This is a genomic window from Devosia litorisediminis (assembly GCF_018334155.1).
Lineage (GTDB): Bacteria > Pseudomonadota > Alphaproteobacteria > Rhizobiales > Devosiaceae > Devosia > Devosia litorisediminis.
Window position 1 is genome coordinate 77,031 of the sequence record NZ_JAGXTP010000004.1, and the last position, 15,303, is coordinate 92,333.

Annotated in this window: 14 protein-coding genes; 6 read left to right on the top strand and 8 right to left on the bottom strand. The window is 62.3% G+C overall.

Annotation, left to right across the window (positions count from 1 at the left end; genetic code table 11):
• Positions 1-49 precede the first annotated feature (49 nt).
• Complete coding sequence (gene ubiB / locus KD146_RS17695) at positions 50-1,609, bottom strand: 2-polyprenylphenol 6-hydroxylase (RefSeq protein WP_249327986.1); 1,560 nt, start codon at positions 1,607-1,609, stop codon at positions 50-52.
• Between the two features lie 3 nt (positions 1,610-1,612).
• Positions 1,613-2,377, bottom strand: coding sequence for a bifunctional demethylmenaquinone methyltransferase/2-methoxy-6-polyprenyl-1,4-benzoquinol methylase UbiE (gene ubiE, locus KD146_RS17700; protein WP_212660177.1), 765 nt, complete (start codon positions 2,375-2,377; stop codon positions 1,613-1,615).
• A 98-nt stretch (positions 2,378-2,475) separates the two neighbouring features.
• Between ubiE and mutM the strand changes: the two genes are divergently transcribed.
• The 3 genes from mutM (at position 2,476) to dnaA (ending at position 6,146) form a co-directional block, all read left to right on the top strand.
• Entirely contained in the window at positions 2,476-3,363 is an 888-nt protein-coding gene (gene mutM / locus KD146_RS17705) for a bifunctional DNA-formamidopyrimidine glycosylase/DNA-(apurinic or apyrimidinic site) lyase (RefSeq protein ID WP_212660178.1), read from the top strand.
• A gap of 154 nt (positions 3,364-3,517) precedes the next feature.
• Complete coding sequence (gene rpsT, locus KD146_RS17710; protein WP_212660179.1) at positions 3,518-3,784, top strand: 30S ribosomal protein S20; 267 nt, start codon at positions 3,518-3,520, stop codon at positions 3,782-3,784.
• A gap of 907 nt (positions 3,785-4,691) precedes the next feature.
• Positions 4,692-6,146 carry a chromosomal replication initiator protein DnaA gene (gene dnaA / locus KD146_RS17715; RefSeq protein ID WP_212660180.1) on the top strand — a complete coding sequence of 485 codons (1,455 nt, stop codon included), beginning with the start codon at positions 4,692-4,694 and terminating at the stop codon, positions 6,144-6,146.
• Positions 6,147-6,238: 92 nt separating this feature from the next.
• On the opposite strand, the gene KD146_RS17720 is transcribed toward dnaA, so the two are convergent.
• Positions 6,239-7,216, bottom strand: a complete 978-nt coding sequence (locus tag KD146_RS17720; RefSeq protein WP_212660181.1) for an aldo/keto reductase — start codon at positions 7,214-7,216, stop codon at positions 6,239-6,241.
• Positions 7,216-8,082, bottom strand: coding sequence for an SDR family NAD(P)-dependent oxidoreductase (locus KD146_RS17725; protein ID WP_212660182.1), 867 nt, complete (start codon positions 8,080-8,082; stop codon positions 7,216-7,218). Before KD146_RS17725 ends, KD146_RS17720 begins: the two co-directional genes overlap by 1 nt.
• A 202-nt stretch (positions 8,083-8,284) precedes the next feature.
• Between KD146_RS17725 and dnaN the strand changes: the two genes are divergently transcribed.
• The 3 genes from dnaN (at position 8,285) to gyrB (ending at position 13,089) form a co-directional block, all read left to right on the top strand.
• Positions 8,285-9,406 carry a DNA polymerase III subunit beta gene (gene dnaN / locus KD146_RS17730; RefSeq protein WP_212660183.1) on the top strand — a complete coding sequence of 374 codons (1,122 nt, stop codon included), beginning with the start codon at positions 8,285-8,287 and terminating at the stop codon, positions 9,404-9,406.
• 13 nt (positions 9,407-9,419) lie between these two features.
• Positions 9,420-10,529: a DNA replication/repair protein RecF gene (gene recF / locus KD146_RS17735; RefSeq protein ID WP_212660257.1), complete on the top strand. Its 1,110-nt coding sequence runs from the start codon at positions 9,420-9,422 to the stop codon at positions 10,527-10,529.
• A gap of 103 nt (positions 10,530-10,632) precedes the next feature.
• Positions 10,633-13,089 carry a DNA topoisomerase (ATP-hydrolyzing) subunit B gene (gene gyrB / locus KD146_RS17740; protein ID WP_212660184.1) on the top strand — a complete coding sequence of 819 codons (2,457 nt, stop codon included), beginning with the start codon at positions 10,633-10,635 and terminating at the stop codon, positions 13,087-13,089.
• A gap of 9 nt (positions 13,090-13,098) precedes the next feature.
• On the opposite strand, the gene KD146_RS17745 is transcribed toward gyrB, so the two are convergent.
• From KD146_RS17745 to KD146_RS17760, 4 genes are all read right to left on the bottom strand, one after another.
• Positions 13,099-13,803 (bottom strand): RES family NAD+ phosphorylase, encoded by a 705-nt coding sequence (locus tag KD146_RS17745; RefSeq protein ID WP_212660185.1) that lies wholly within the window; start codon positions 13,801-13,803, stop codon positions 13,099-13,101.
• Positions 13,804-14,220 carry an antitoxin Xre-like helix-turn-helix domain-containing protein gene (locus KD146_RS17750; protein ID WP_212660186.1) on the bottom strand — a complete coding sequence of 139 codons (417 nt, stop codon included), beginning with the start codon at positions 14,218-14,220 and terminating at the stop codon, positions 13,804-13,806.
• Between the two features lie 70 nt (positions 14,221-14,290).
• Complete coding sequence (locus tag KD146_RS17755; protein WP_212660187.1) at positions 14,291-14,824, bottom strand: M35 family metalloendopeptidase; 534 nt, start codon at positions 14,822-14,824, stop codon at positions 14,291-14,293.
• 5 nt (positions 14,825-14,829) lie between these two features.
• Positions 14,830-15,276 (bottom strand): Lrp/AsnC family transcriptional regulator, encoded by a 447-nt coding sequence (locus KD146_RS17760; protein ID WP_427857123.1) that lies wholly within the window; start codon positions 15,274-15,276, stop codon positions 14,830-14,832.
• Positions 15,277-15,303: the final 27 nt, after the last annotated feature.

Genomic DNA, 15,303 nt, shown 5'->3' on the forward strand with positions numbered 1-15,303 from the left:
GTCTCGAATAGGGGCAATCTACGACCATGCCCGTTTGGGCACAAGTGAACTACCAGCCAGAAAAAACCGTTATGCGCCAAAGCAGTGCGAGCAGCGTGACCCCCGCTATGCCCATCAGGCCCAGCATCATGACGCGCATCAGCCCGTCATTGTGGCGGTGCTTGTTGGCGTGATAATCGGCCAGCGCCAGTTCGGCCTGCGCCAGAATCACCGGCACGCGGCCGGCAGCCTCCGCCATGACCTTGAGATGTTCGCCCAGCGTTTCGATCTGGCCGATCGGCCCGGCTTCCTTGCGCAGCCAGTCACCCACCACAGGCTCGGCCACGGTCCAGATATCAAGATGGGGATCGAGCGCCCGCGCCACGCCTTCCACCAGCACCATCGACTTTTGCAGCAGCACCAGCTCGGGCCGGGTCTGCATGTCGAACAGATCGGTAATGGCAAACAGCTGCCCCAATACGCGCGCCATGGAAATGTCCGAGGCGGTGCGGCCATGCAGCGGCTCGCCGATCGAGCGGATCGCCAGTGCGAAATCATCGACCGACTGGTCCTTGGGCACATAGCCGATCTCGAAATGACGTTCTGCCACCATGCGGTAATCGCGGGTGATGAAGCCATACAGGATATCGGCCAGGAAACGCCGTTCCTTGCGGTTGATCCGCCCCATAATGCCGAAATCGACCGCGATCACGTCGCCGGTGCGTGGATCGGCAAACAGATTGCCCGGATGCATGTCGGCATGGAAAAAGCCGTCGCGAATGGCGTGGCGCAAAAAGCTCTGTAGCAGATTGGACGCCAGTGCCTTGCGATCCACCCCCACCGCATCAAGCGCGGCATGGTCGCGGATCGGAATGCCATCGACCCAGCTGGTAGTCAGCACATTTTGCGCCACGTGGTCCCAGCTGACCGAGGGAATGACAAAGCCGGTATCGTCCTTGATGTTTTCGGCCATTTCCGAGATGGCCGCCGCCTCGAGCCGCAGGTCCAGTTCGAGCTGGGCCGAGCGATCCAGCGTCTGAACCACCTCGATTGGCCGCAACCGCTTGGTCGATGCCGACAGGCGGTCGGCCAGCCGGGCCGCGACGTAAAAGCTCTCAATATCGCTCATGAACCGCGCCGCAACGCCCGGACGCAGGATCTTGACCGCAACCGCCTTGGGCAGCCCGTCGGCCGGCCTGAGCTTGGCCTGATGCACCTGGGCGATCGAGGCGGCGGCAATCGGCGCGCTCAATTCGGTCAGCTCGTCTGCCTTGTCCTCGAGCGCTGCCTTGAGAATGGCGGGGACCAGCGTGGGGTCGAACGGGTCCATGCGGTCCTGCAGCCCCGCCAGATCATTGGCAATACCGGCGCCCACCACATCGGGGCGGGTAGCCAGGGTCTGCCCGAACTTGACATAGGTCGGCCCCAGCTTGTTGAGCGCCTTGTTCAGCCGCTCGACGCGACCGGTCTTGCGCACGCTGGGACGCTCGATCAGCCGGCCCAGCCACAGCCCGGCGCGCAGCGGCGCCAGCGCCGGTGGCAGATCCTTGGCCGAGATCATCGACAGGGCGCCCTCGCGGGCCAGAACATAACCAGCGCGCAGCAGGCGGAAATAGGCGGACAGGATCATGCGCTAGAGCTTCCAGCCGGAAAACAGCGTGGCGATATTGCCCGTAAAGGGGGTCGCCTTGGCGCGCTTGAAGCCCGCCTCGGTCAGCATGGACTGGAACAGTGCCGGATTGGGGAATTTGCGGATCGATTCCACCAGATACTGATAAGGCTGCGCATCGCCGGTAACGAGCTTGCCCATGGGCGGGATGACATTGTCCGAAAACGCCTTGTAGACCGCGTCCAGTCCCGGCACGTCGACCTGGCTGAATTCGAGCACCAGAATGCGTCCGCCGCGCTTGAGTACGCGATGGGCTTCGTTCAGGGCCTTCTGGATGCGCGGCACATTGCGGATGCCAAAGGCAATCGTATAGCCATCAAAGCTGTTGTCCTCAAACGGCAGCTCTTCGGCATTGGCTTGCACAAAGCTGGCCTGGGCCGGATAGCGCCAGGATTTGGCACGTTCCGCGCCCACCCGCAGCATGTCCGAATTGATGTCGGAGACCACCACTTCGGCATAGCCCACCGAGGCATTGATGATGCGCTCGGCAATGTCACCCGTGCCGCCCGCCATATCGAGCACGCGATAGGGCCGCGAACCCGCTTTGGGCGGCGCCAGATCGGCCACCATGGCATCCTTCCAGATGCGGTGAATGCCGCCACTCATCAGATCGTTCATCAGGTCGTAGCGGTCCGCCACGCCGTGGAAGACCTGGTTGACCATGCCCTGCTTGTCGTCCAACGCGACGGTCTGTTCGCCGAAATGGGTGGTCTCGCGCGCCTCGGTCATGGCCATGCTCTTAATCTGTAATGATGTTGGCGCGCACCATATAGAAGCGCTATGGGCTTTGCCAATCGCGCAAAGCCGCGCAGGTAAAGAGGATACCAATGCCCGAACTGCCCGAGGTCGAAACGGTACGCCGAGGCCTGCAGCCCTGGCTTGAAGGTGCCCGCATTGACCACGTCACGCTCAATCGTCCCAATCTGCGCTTTCCCTTTCCCCGGAACCTGGCGCAAGGGCTCGAGGGCAGCGCGATTGTTTCGGTCGGCCGACGCGCCAAATATCTGCTGATCACCCTGTCCAATGGCAAGACCATACTCAGCCATCTGGGCATGACCGGCTCCTGGCGCTTTGCCGAACACGGCATCGACAAGCCGCCGCGCTATTATGAGACAGCCACGCCACCCAGGCATGATCATCTGGTGCTCGATCTCGATCACCCCGAACATGGCAAGAGCCATCTGATCTATGCCGATCCGCGCCGCTTCGGCTTTGTCGATCTCTATGATGACATCGCCACCAGCCCCTATCTGGCGGGGCTCGGCCCCGAGCCGCTGGGCAATGACTTCAACGCGGCGGTCATGGCCGAAAAGTTCGCCGGCAAGAAAACCCCGATCAAGGCGGCCCTGCTCGATCAGCGTGTGGTCGCCGGACTGGGCAATATCTATGTCGCCGAGGCCCTGCACCGCGCCCATATCCTGCCCACTGTGCTGGCCGGCACGCTGGTGACCACCAGGGGCAAGCCCAAGCCGGCGCTCGAGGATCTGGCCGGTGCGGTGCGCACCGTGCTGCTGGAGGCCATCGCCTCGGGCGGCTCCACGCTGCGCGACTTCCGCAATGCCGAAGGGGGCAATGGCTACTTCCAGCACAATTTCGCCGTCTATGACCGCGAAGGTGATGCTTGCGCCACCCCGGGCTGTGCCGGCATTGTGCAGCGCATTGTCCAGTCGGGCCGCTCCACCTTCTTTTGTCCGATGTGCCAGAAGAAACCCTGACCTGCACGGGGCTGAATCCAGTTGACGCTCGCCCCTGCTTCCCCTATAGACCGCCCAACTTGGCGGCTATCGATATGCCGCCGATTTCATTTTTCATCCCGGACGCATGCGACCTCGTGGCGCGATCGGCCGGTTGGACGCCAAGAGGACCATTATGGCCAATACGCCTTCAGCCAAAAAGGCTACCCGCAAGATTGAAGCCCGCACCGCGGTCAACAAGGCACGTCGCTCGCGCGTTCGTACCTTCATCCGCAAGGTTGAAGAAGCCATCACCGCTGGCGACCACAAGCAGGCCATGGAAGCTCTCGCAGTAGCAGCTCCCGAGATCGCCCGCGCATCGTCCAAGGGCATTGTTCATGCCAATCTGGCCGCTCGCAAGGTCAGCCGCCTGAACCACCGTGTTAAGGCGCTCAGCGCTTAATTCGGAACGACCCGGGCGCCCATAGCGGCTGCCGACAAAATTGACTGAAAGGGGCTCCGTAAGGGGCCCCTTTCGTTTGTATGGTAGATGAGCATGGTATTCCGTTTCGACACGCATGTGTCATCGGCGTGACACCGGGGTCGCGCCGAGCTAGCATAACCAGCAGCCAATATTTGTTGAGGAATCATAAGGATTTGGCGGAATGGGCGCCATTCATGAAAATGTCATCAGGGCTGCCCTTCCGTAAAAACATGGGCTCTCGGGAAATAAAATTTTACCCTGTTTGAGAGCCCCCCAACGGGAATCTGCGTTGAGTCACAGCGCCTTGCTCAAATGGGGTCCACAGAGGCCCTCGGGACCCGAAAATACAACCTCAGAGTCAAGCCCCCATTTTGATGATTCCACGGTTGCGAGCCCAAAACCGTCCCTCTAAAGTAATCTCGTCAGCTTGAGAGAGGACGCCGTCAATGAGCGTCTGACAGAGCTGATGGGGTCATATTTCGGGGCGTTGTTTTTTAGTAAATTACGGCGATGGCCGAGATGTTCATACGGTGAAGGTTGTGTTGGCAGCTTGAGTGGCTGGCGGTCTGATCTGACCGGACTAGAATTGTAAAACCATCGACCGGTATCGGTCAGGTTCATAACAGTCGAATAGACACCACACCGCTGGGTCAAGCCAGCGGACAATAAAAGTGTGTCCGCATGAGCGGGCGCAGGGGCGAAGCCTTGGCTGTGTGGGCAACACAGAACAGCCAGGGCACAAACAAGAACCGATCGGACTTTGCGGACCGATCGGCCAGATATGGGGCTTACTTGAATGATACGACAGGCGACCGCTAGCAGGGAGGATTGGGTTCAAACCGATGCCCCAACGACAAGCACGATCAACAAAGGCGAAACACCTGTCATGACTGACTCCGATTCCGGCCAAGCCCAGCGCGAACTCTGGAACCGTGTCCGCGCTCGCATCAAGACCGCTGTCGGCAATGACGTCTTCACATCCTGGTTTGCGAGCCTGGAACTTGAAGAGATCGTCGACGATGTGGTGCATCTGTCCGCCCCCACACGCTTTTTGTGTTCATGGGTGCAGTCCAATTATGCAGAGCGCATTCTGGAGGCTTTCCGTCAGGACGTCGCCGAGATCGGCCGCATCCAGGTGACGCTGCGCGTCAATGGCCAAGCCCGTCCACGCTTTGCCCCTGTCGCTGCCGAGCCCAGCACCAATGAAGCACCGGCACCGCAAGCCGCACCGACCCTGGCCCCGGTCTCCACCATTGCCCGCTTCCCCCGTGAATCCACGGCCGCCAAGGGCGACGCCCTGTCCGGCAGCGCCATTGATCCACGCATGACCTTTGACAGCTTCGTGGCTGGTGAAGCCAATGAGATGGCCTTCGGCGTGGCCAAGCAGATCGCCAATGCGGCTGCCAACAACGCCGTGACCTTCAACCCGGTCTATATTCATTCCACCGTTGGTCTGGGCAAGTCCCACCTGCTCAACGCCATTGCGCACGCCGTGCAGCAGGCCGACAGCAGCAAGAACATCGTCTATCTGACTGCCGACCACTTCATGTACCATTTCATCACCGCCGTGCAGCGCCAGTCCGCGCTCGGCTTCAAGGAATGGCTCCGCCGCGTCGACCTGCTGCTGATCGACGACATGCAGTTCCTGCAGGGCAAGTCGGCTACCGAATTCGGCCACACGCTGGGCACGCTGCTCACCGGCGCCAAGCAGGTTGTTGTGGCGGGCGATGCGCCGCCACGCGATCTTGAAATGCTCGATGAGCGCGTGCGCTCACGTCTGTCGGGTGGTCTGGTCGTGCCGATCTCGGGCTTTGATCTCGAACTGCGCCGCGCCATCGTGCAGCGCCGGGCCGATCAGTCGACCGCCCGCTATGGCATGCACTTCCCCGCGCCGGTCATCGATTACATCTCGCGTGCCGTCATCAGCCATGGCCGCGACCTTGATGGCGCCGTCAACCGTCTGGTGGCCGCCAACCAGCTGACCGGTGAACTGATCACCGTGCCACTGGCCGAAAAGACCCTGGGCGATCTGATCCGCAACCGCGAAGCCCGCCGCGTCCGCATTGAGGACATTCTGCGTATCGTCTCGCGCCACTACAAGGTGCCGCGCAACGAGCTGCTCTCGGCTCGCCGCTCGCGCGATGTGGTGCGCCCGCGCCAGATCGCCATGTTCCTGGCCAAGGCGCTGACCTCGCGTTCGCTGCCCGAAATCGGTCGGCGCTTCGGTGGCCGTGACCACACCACTGTGCTCCATTCGGTGCGCAAGGTTGAATCCATGATCAAGGATGATGTGGAACTGGGTCAGGAAATCGAACTGCTCAAGCGCATGCTCGAGGAATAGCCCAAAGCGGGCAGTGCGCCCGCCTGTGTGACCATGCAAAAGACCCCGTGCAGCTGCACGGGGTCTTTGTGTCTGGGCGCATTGTGTGCGGCTCAGTCGGCTGCTAGCTGTTTGGCTATCTCGGCCATCACCTCGGGCGGCAGCGGGCCTTTTTCGAGCGCTCCGATATTGTCGCGCACCTGAGCCTCATTGCGGAAGCCGGGGACCGGCAGCGCGATGGGCGAGGCGGCCAGAATCCAGCCCAGCGCGCCCTGCGGCAGGCTGCGTCCCCCGCTCTGCAGCAGATCACGAATGGCGGCCAGCCGGTTGAGATAGTCCGCACTGGGTTTGCCATCCTTGAAGAAGCGCAGCCACTCATGGCTTTGCGCGCGCACATCATCGCTGTTGAGCTGGGCATCGGGCAGGTATTTGCCGGTCAGCAGCCCCATGGCCAGCGGTAGCCGGCTGATCGAGATCAGTCCGCGATCCTGGGCAAAGCCCATCAGTTCAGCCGCCGGGGTGAATACGTTGTAGTCGTTCTCGAACGCCACGCAATGCGGATAGTCGGCGCCCGCGCGGGCCTGCGGCATGAAATCGGTGCTCCAGCCATAGGCGCCGATCTTGTTCTCGCCCACCATCGCTTCAAGCGTATCAAACACCTGCGGCGCCAGGGCGGGGTCCATGTCGTTGACATGGAGCAGCACCAGATCAAGGCAATCGCGCTTGAGCCGTGACCGGCTGCCATCGACAATGCCGCGAATGCCCTCTGGCGTGACATTCACTGCGCCCTTGAGATTGGCCTTGAAATCCACCTCCACCCCGAACTTGGTGATGATGATGGCGTCGTCGTGATGAGAAATTTCCTCGCCCACCAGCATTTCGGAATGCCCCGCGCCATAGGCCGCGGCGGTATCGAACACCCGGGCGCCCATTTCGTAGCCCGCCCGCAGGGCTGCGCGCGACTGGGCATCATCGGCCTTGCCATAGGAGGTTGACGGCCCCTCATTGGCCGTGGTGCCGCCAATGGCCCAGCAGCCCAGCCCCACCCGTGGCACGGTGCGGCCATTCCACAATTTGATCTGGGTGCTCATCACGCGTCTCCATCCTTGGTGGACCCGGGCAGGTCCTGTTTCATGAAATCGGCAAAGGCCTGGCTGTAATCGGGGTGCCAGCGCGACAGCGCCGGGCGGTTCTCGATAATGTCCATGGCGTTCCACAGGATGCGCTTGTGATCGGTCGCATTGGGTGTTTCTTCGTCCGGGCACAGAATGAAGAAATGATCGGCCCGCACTTCGCTTTCCATGTGGTCCACCACCTGTTCGGGCAGCCAGGCGCCGGGGCGATGGACGGCATCGCCCGTTGTGGTCCAGCCCGGGATCAGCAGATGGGCACTGATCGCACAGCCCTCGCGCTCGCGCAGATCGCGGGCCAGGTTCTGGCTATAGGCGTTCACGGCCGCTTTTGAGGTGTTGTAGGCCGGATTGCCCGGCGGATTGGTCAGCCCCTGCTTGGAGCCGGTATTGATGATCACTGCCGGCCGGCCTGCATCCAGCATGGCAGGCAGAAACGCCTGCACCCCATTGACCGGGCCCAGCACATTGACCGCGAACACGCGCTGCCAATTGGCATTGTCGTCCAGAATGCCGCCCGGGCCACCGCCGACAAAGGCGGCTGCATTGTTCATCAGCAGGGTCGGGCTGCCCAGCTTGGCGTTGACCTGCTGCGCCAGCGCCAGCATGGCGGCGGGGTCGCTGACATCAAGGCGCTCGACCACCAGATTGTCGTGACCGACAATACCCGCCAGTTCGGCGCCCATATCGGCCAGCTTGGCTGCGTTGATATCCACCAGCGCGATTTTCATGCCTGCTGCGGCAGCGCGTCGCGCCGCTGCCCGGCCAATACCGCTGGCGCCACCGGTGATCACCGCCACGCCATCAGCTACAAAACACTCGGCCATTGGGGCCTCCTCTCGTTTTTAGGAGCCGAGCCTAAACCTATTCGCCCTGTTATGCAGCCCGCTGCACTGCGCGCATTTGCTGGGTGCAAAACGCTGGCTGCCCTTGCGTTTTGGTCACCAAATTGTAAATGTCCAAACCCCGGCCCGCCGGGGGTTTTTGGGCTGCATGTGAGCAGCTGCGTAGTGCCAGGGAAGTTGCCGAATGAAAGTCACGCTCGAACGCAATCATCTGCTCAAGTCGTTGAGCCATGTGCACCGCGTTGTGGAGCGCCGCAACACCTATCCGATTCTGGCCAACGTGCTGTTCAAGGCCAGCGATGACAAGGTTGAGCTGCGCGCCACCGACCTTGATATCGAAGTCACCGAATCCGTGCCCGCCATGGTGTCCACGCCCGGCACCACCACCGTGCCGGCGCACACGCTGTATGAAATCGTCCGCAAGCTGGCTGACGGCGCCGAGGTGAGGCTCGAGACCGATGGCGGCGAGAACATGGTTCTCACCTCCGGTCGCTCGCGTTTCAACCTGGCCTGCCTGTCGCCCGACAGCTTCCCCGATCTCAAGTCGGGTGCCTTTGGTCACGAATTCTCCATGCCGGTAACCGCGCTGCGCGAATTGATCGAGCGCACCCAGTTCGCCATCTCCAATGAAGAGACGCGCTACTATCTCAACGGCATCTATTTCCACACCATCGATATCTCCGGCACGGGCACTGTGCTGCGCGCCGTGGCCACCGATGGTCACCGCATGGCACGCGCCGAAATCGAAGCGCCTGCCGGCGCCAATGGCATGCCCGGCATCATCGTGCCCAAAAAGACCGTTGGCGAAGTCCAGAAGCTGCTCGATGGCGCCGAAGGCGACGTGGCAGTGGAGGTTTCCGACACCAAGATCCGCTTTACCGTGGGCTCGGTCGTGCTGCTCTCCAAGCTGATCGAGGGCACTTTCCCCGATTACGATCGGGTGACACCCAAGAACAACGACAAGCAGATGAATGTCGATCGCGCCAGCTTTGCCACGGCGGTTGATCGCGTCTCCACCATTGCCTCCGAGCGCGGCGGCAAGGCCGTCAAGCTGCAGGCCAGGGATGGCCTGCTCGAGCTGTCGGTGACCAATCCCGATCACGGCACGGCCAGTGAAGAGCTGGCGGTCGAATTCGAGACCGACGGTTTCGAGATCGGCTTCAATGCCCGCTACCTGCTCGACATTATCGGCCAGATCCGCTCTGACAGCGCCATCTTCATGTTCAACGATGCGGGCTCGCCCACTCTCGTCAAGGATGAAGGCGAAACCCGCGCGCTCTACGTGCTGATGCCGATGCGCGTTTGAGGTCGACGTCACGATCCGACATCTCTCCCGGCTTCGCCTGACCGCTTTCCGCAATTACGCGGCGGCAGCGCTTGATCTCGATTCCCGTCATGTTGTGCTGACCGGCTCCAATGGGGCCGGCAAGACCAATCTGCTCGAGGCAGTGTCACTGCTTTCCCCCGGTCGCGGTTTGCGCCGCGCCGCCTTCGAGACCGTGCAGTCGCAGGGCTCCGATATTGGCTGGGCCGTCGCCGCCACGGTCGAAACCGATGATGGACCCGCCGATATCGGCACCGGCGCCACCCCCGATGGGGGGCGGCGCGTGCGCATCAATGGCGCCAATGCCCGCTCCGTCGAGGCCATGAGCGATTATCTGCGCGTGCTCTGGCTCACCCCGGCCATGGATGGCCTGTTCTCGGGCCCCGCCAGCGATCGGCGCCGGTTTCTCGACCGCCTGGTGACCACGCTGATCCCCAGCCATTCCGCCTCGGTCAATGATTACGACAAGGCCATGCGCCAGCGGAACCGCTTGCTTGAGGATGGCGGCGACACCGCCTGGCTGGGCGCCATTGAGGCGCAGATGGCCGAGTTGGGTGCCTCCATCCATCTGGCGCGAACCGATAGCCTGAGCCACCTGCAGACCCTGATTGGCCAGAGCCTGGACGATGCCAGCTTCCCCGCCGCCCATCTGGCGCTGACGCCGCTGTTCGAAGATGGCGTCGAGCCCGCAGCCTCGGCGGCGCTCGAAGCCAGCCTGGTCGATATCTGGCGCCAGGGCCGGGGGCGGGATCGCGCCGCCGGACGAACCCTGGCGGGCCCGCACCGGGTCGATCTCGAGGTCACCTATGCCCAAAAGGGCATACCGGCCGCGCTGGGCTCCACTGGGGAGCAGAAGGCGCTGCTGATCGGCCTGATCCTGGCCCATGCCCGGCTGGTCAAGCTGCGGACCGCCATCACGCCCTTTCTGCTGCTCGACGAGATCGCCGCCCATCTTGACCCTGACCGGCGCCGGGCGCTGTTTTCAGCGCTCGACGGGCTCGGTACGCAGTGCTTTTTGACCGGGACGGACCGCCTGCTGTTCGAGGCATTGGGCGATCGCGCCCAGACCATTACCGTGCGTGAGGGACGCCTGCAGCACGACTAGGGTAAAACCCCCCGCTTTCGCCCCGAAAACGGCCATTTTGCTTGGGGATACACCCCCGTTCGGCTAGAACAAATGCACTCTGAAAACGACTGATTCGGACCCCATGACCGATAGCCAAACTCCCGTCCCCGAAGAATACGGCGCCGACAGCATCAAGGTGCTCAAAGGCCTCGATGCGGTACGCAAGCGCCCCGGCATGTATATCGGTGATACCGATGACGGCTCAGGCCTGCATCACATGGTCTATGAGGTGGTCGACAATGCCATCGACGAGGCACTGGCCGGCCATGCCGATCTGGTGACCGTCACCCTCAATGCCGATGGCTCGGTCACCGTGATCGACAATGGTCGCGGCATCCCCACCGACATCCACAAGGAAGAGGGCGTCTCGGCAGCCGAGGTCATCATGACCCAGCTCCATGCCGGCGGTAAGTTCGATCAGAATTCCTATAAGGTCTCTGGTGGTCTGCACGGCGTGGGCGTTTCGGTGGTCAATGCCCTGTCAGCCTGGCTGCGGCTGGACATCCGCCGCGACGGCAAGATTTTCGAGATGAGCTTCAGCCACGGCGTTGCCGATGCCCCGCTCAAGCAGACCGGCACCTATGTGCCCAACAAGACCCCGGGCACCTATGAAGGCCGCAGCGGTAGCGCGATTTCCTTCTTCCCCTCGGCCGAAACCTTCACCATGGTGGAGTTCGACTTCAAGACACTTGAGCATCGCCTGCGCGAACTCGCCTTCCTCAATTCGGGCGTCCGCATTCTGCTCAACGACAACCGGCACCCCGAAACGGTCAATGTCGAATTGTTCTACGAGGGTGGCCTGGAAGCCTTTGTCAGCTATCTCGACAAGTCCAAGGCAGCCGTGATCGATCGCCCGATCACCATGATCAGCGAGAAGGACGGCATCACCGTCGAAGTCGCGCTGCAGTGGAACGACAGCTACCACGAGAACGTGCTGTGCTTCACCAACAACATCCCCCAGCGCGACGGCGGCACCCATCTGGCCGGTCTGCGCGGCGCTCTGACCCGTCAGGTCACCGGCTATGCCGAAACCTCGGGTATTGCCAAAAAGGAAAAGGTCTCGCTGACCGGCGACGACACGCGTGAAGGCCTCACCTGCGTGCTCTCGGTCAAGGTGCCCGATCCCAAGTTCTCCTCCCAGACCAAGGACAAGCTGGTCTCCTCCGAAGTGCGCCCCGTTGTCGAAAACATCGTCAACGAGAAGCTCGGTCAGTGGTTTGAGGAACACCCCAACGAAGCCCGGATCATCGTGGGCAAGGTGGCTGAAGCCGCTGCCGCCCGCGAAGCCGCCCGCAAGGCGCGCGAACTGACCCGCCGCAAGGGCGCGCTGGAAATCTCCTCGCTGCCCGGCAAGCTTGCCGATTGCCAGGAACGCGATCCGGCCAAGTCCGAAATCTTCATCGTCGAGGGCGACTCCGCTGGCGGTTCGGCCAAGCAGGGCCGTGACCGATCCAATCAGGCCGTGCTGCCGCTGCGCGGCAAGATCCTCAATGTCGAGCGCGCCCGTTTTGACCGCATGATCAGTTCCGATCAGGTCGGCACGCTGATCACCGCGCTGGGCACCGGCATTGGCCGCGAAGAGTTCAACGCCGACAAGCTGCGCTACCACAAGATCATCATCATGACCGATGCTGACGTGGACGGCGCCCATATCCGCACCCTGCTGCTGACCTTCTTCTATCGTCAGACGCCCGAGCTGATCGAGCGCGGCCACATCTACATCGCCCAGCCGCCGCTCTACAAAGCCACCCGTGGCCGCGCTGAGCAATATCTCAAGGACGAACGGGCGCTCGAAGACTATCTGCTCGATTACGGCCTGGATGAAGCCGTGTTCAAGACCCAGAACGGCTCCGAACATGCTGGCGCCGATCTGATGAGCATCCTTCAGCAGGCCCGCGACATCGTCAAAGCCATCGATAACCTCAATACCCGCTACAATCGCAGCCTGGTCGAACAGGCCGCCATTGTCGGCGGCCTTGATCCCGAAGGGCTGAGCGATCCAAGCCGCATCAGCAAGACCATGGACCGCGTGGCGGCCCGTCTGGACCGGATTTCCGATGAGCTGGAGCGTGGCTGGTCGGGCAATATCACCGACGAGGAAGGTCTTGAATTCTCCCGCACCGTGCGCGGCGTGACCGAGACCCACCAGCTTGACCGGGCGCTGCTGCTCAGCGCCGATGCGCGCAAACTGCGCCAGCTGGCTGACCGTCTCGACGAAATCTATGGCGGCGTGCCGACCCTGACCCGCAAGGGCGGCGAAGTGACCCCGATCTTCGGGCCAGCCTCGCTGTTCAAGACGGTCACCGATGCCGGCCGCAAGGGCGTGTCGCTGCAGCGCTACAAGGGTCTGGGTGAAATGAATGCGTCCCAGCTCTGGGAAACCACTCTTGATCCCAATGCACGCACCCTGCTCAAGGTCGAGGTCGACCAGACCGACGAGGCCGACGAGATCTTTACCGCCCTGATGGGCGATCTGGTCGAGCCACGCCGCGAATTCATCCAGGACAACGCCCTCAGCGTGTCCAATCTGGACGTCTGATCGGACCGATCAAGTCTCTGTCGGCAAGGGGCCTTCCACGATCGGCGTGGGGGCCCCTTGCCACGTCATGCGATAGATGTCGCCCTGCCGCACCGACTGAACCGCAGCGGGGCGCAGCGCGGCAAAGCAGGTGCCGCCAGTGTGGCGCACCGATGGATAAACAATCCCATTGAGCCCGTGCGCGCGGGCCGCCTCTGCCAGACGATTGCCTTCGGGATAGGCGCGCGTGGCGTCGGCGCCCAGCGCTGCATGGTCGGGCCGGGCGCGCAGATCGAGATAGGCGCCCGCCAGGCTGCACAGCATCTCGGCATACTCGACCACCGTCTCATAAACCCCGGTATCGGCCAGAAACCGCGTCAGGTGAAAGCCGACCTCGGCCAGGCACGTCTGGGTGGACAGCGCCGCATACCAGGCGCCGCGCTGGCTGCCATTGAACCGATTGGGCTGCCGGGGGCGGGCATAGGCAAATGAGGCATTGATGAAATGGGCGTGCGGCACGTCATAGACCAGCTCATTGGCCGCCAGTCCGGTGACCCCGCGCTCCTGCGCCCGCAATCGACTGCTGGTCGCGCCCTCGATTTCGGCCAGCATGGCCAGTTCCGCATCGCCATCGGCAAGCGAGGCCAGCACTGAAGCGCGCAAGCGGGCCGTGCTCACCAGCCGGACGGTGGTGGGGATGGCAATCGTGGCAATGGGCACACCATCAAGCGACAATCATAGGCCCCCGCGCACGGCGTCCACATAACGGCGCACTTCGAGCATTTGCGGAATGCCGCCCCTGATCATGGAGTCGATGGGGTTCATGCGGGCAAACAGCGGCCCGGCATTGTCCAGCCGCATCCAGCGGTCTGCCATTTCGTCGGCGAAGAGCAGGTGCAGGCCCTTGTAGATGCCAACAAGCGCTGAAATGCGGGTCATCTGATCCTGGCTGAGCGGCTTGTCCTTGCCGTTCTGCTTCATGCGCTCCCAGGTGCTGCTCGATACATCGAGCAGGGCAGCAGCCTGCAATCCCGTCAACCCCCATTGCACCACCAGCCGCCGATAGGCCTTGAGCGCAACCGCGGATAGCCGGGCCCGATCGGCCTCGACGGCAAAATCCTGCCTCTCCTGGGTAGCGACGCTGTCGAGCATGGCGGCATATTCCATCAAATGAAAGTATATGTATACTTCAAATGATGGCAATAAGTCCAGATTTCAAGTGTCAGGGCAGGCGATAGGGGCCGCCAGAGCAATTTTGGGCCTGCCAATAGCTATCGACCGGGGTGTAGTCGCCCCCGGCCATTTGCTCGATCCGGGCGGCAAAGGCCATGGCCTGACACTCATCGCGCCCTGCCACCACATGAACCATCTCATGCAGGATCGTCAGCTGGCGCAAGCTGTCGGCACCGGCGCTGAAAAACTCCGGGCAGAGCACCAGGGCAACCACACCATCCTGGGGCGGGATGCGCACAAAGGCGGCAAACCGGTTGCAGGAACCACTATTGTCAGGGCGGATATCGAAGGTCAGCGCCGTCTGTCCTGGCCACGCCCCGCCAGCAAAGCGATGCCGATACAGCGCATCGCCATAGGCGCCAATATCAACGCCCGACAGCGACTGACCCAGTCGGGGCCGGGCCGCTTCGAACTGGGTAATGGCCCCGTCGAGCGCGCGCGTCAGCATGATCTGCTCGTCACCCCGCGCCATGCCGGGCACACTGCACAGGCACAGCGCAACAATCAGGCGCCACGGGCTCACCACGGTCAGCCCCGCACCGGGCGCAATACATTGCGGATGGCAAAACTGGACTGAATGCGCGTCACGCTGGGCAGACGCGACAGCACCTCGGTGTGCAGTCGCTCGTAATCGGAGACGCTGGCGGCTTCCACCCGCACCAGATAGTCGGTCATGCCGGCCATCAGATAGCATTCGCGCACTTCGGCACAGCCGCGCAGCGCGTGTTCAAAACGGCGCAGCACATCATCGGTCTGCCGCTCCAGCGTGATCTGCACAATAGCCACGATGGTGTCGCCCGGCGTTGGTTCATCCACAATGGCGGTATAGCCGCGAATGACACCGCTGTTTTCCAGCTCCCGCAAGCGTCGCAGACAGGCCGATGGAGACAGGCCTACGGCATCGGCAAGACTGGCATTGCTCATGCGACCGTCGCGGCGCAGCTGTGTGACGATTGCCTGATCAATCCGGTCCATATCGAACAACTTTCTACTACAATACCG

What these genes read in the sequence shown, in the direction of transcription:
- ubiB (WP_249327986.1), bottom strand. Translation starts at nt 1,609, where the DNA reads ATGATCCTGTCCGCCTATTTCCGCCTGCTGCGCGCTGGTTATGTTCTG.
- ubiE (WP_212660177.1), bottom strand. Translation starts at nt 2,377, where the DNA reads ATGACCGAGGCGCGCGAGACCACCCATTTCGGCGAACAGACCGTCGCG.
- mutM (WP_212660178.1), top strand. Translation starts at nt 2,476, where the DNA reads ATGCCCGAACTGCCCGAGGTCGAAACGGTACGCCGAGGCCTGCAGCCC.
- rpsT (WP_212660179.1), top strand. Translation starts at nt 3,518, where the DNA reads ATGGCCAATACGCCTTCAGCCAAAAAGGCTACCCGCAAGATTGAAGCC.
- dnaA (WP_212660180.1), top strand. Translation starts at nt 4,692, where the DNA reads ATGACTGACTCCGATTCCGGCCAAGCCCAGCGCGAACTCTGGAACCGT.
- KD146_RS17720 (WP_212660181.1), bottom strand. Translation starts at nt 7,216, where the DNA reads ATGAGCACCCAGATCAAATTGTGGAATGGCCGCACCGTGCCACGGGTG.
- KD146_RS17725 (WP_212660182.1), bottom strand. Translation starts at nt 8,082, where the DNA reads ATGGCCGAGTGTTTTGTAGCTGATGGCGTGGCGGTGATCACCGGTGGC.
- dnaN (WP_212660183.1), top strand. Translation starts at nt 8,285, where the DNA reads ATGAAAGTCACGCTCGAACGCAATCATCTGCTCAAGTCGTTGAGCCAT.
- gyrB (WP_212660184.1), top strand. Translation starts at nt 10,633, where the DNA reads ATGACCGATAGCCAAACTCCCGTCCCCGAAGAATACGGCGCCGACAGC.
- KD146_RS17750 (WP_212660186.1), bottom strand. Translation starts at nt 14,220, where the DNA reads ATGCTCGACAGCGTCGCTACCCAGGAGAGGCAGGATTTTGCCGTCGAG.
- KD146_RS17760 (WP_427857123.1), bottom strand. Translation starts at nt 15,276, where the DNA reads ATGGACCGGATTGATCAGGCAATCGTCACACAGCTGCGCCGCGACGGT.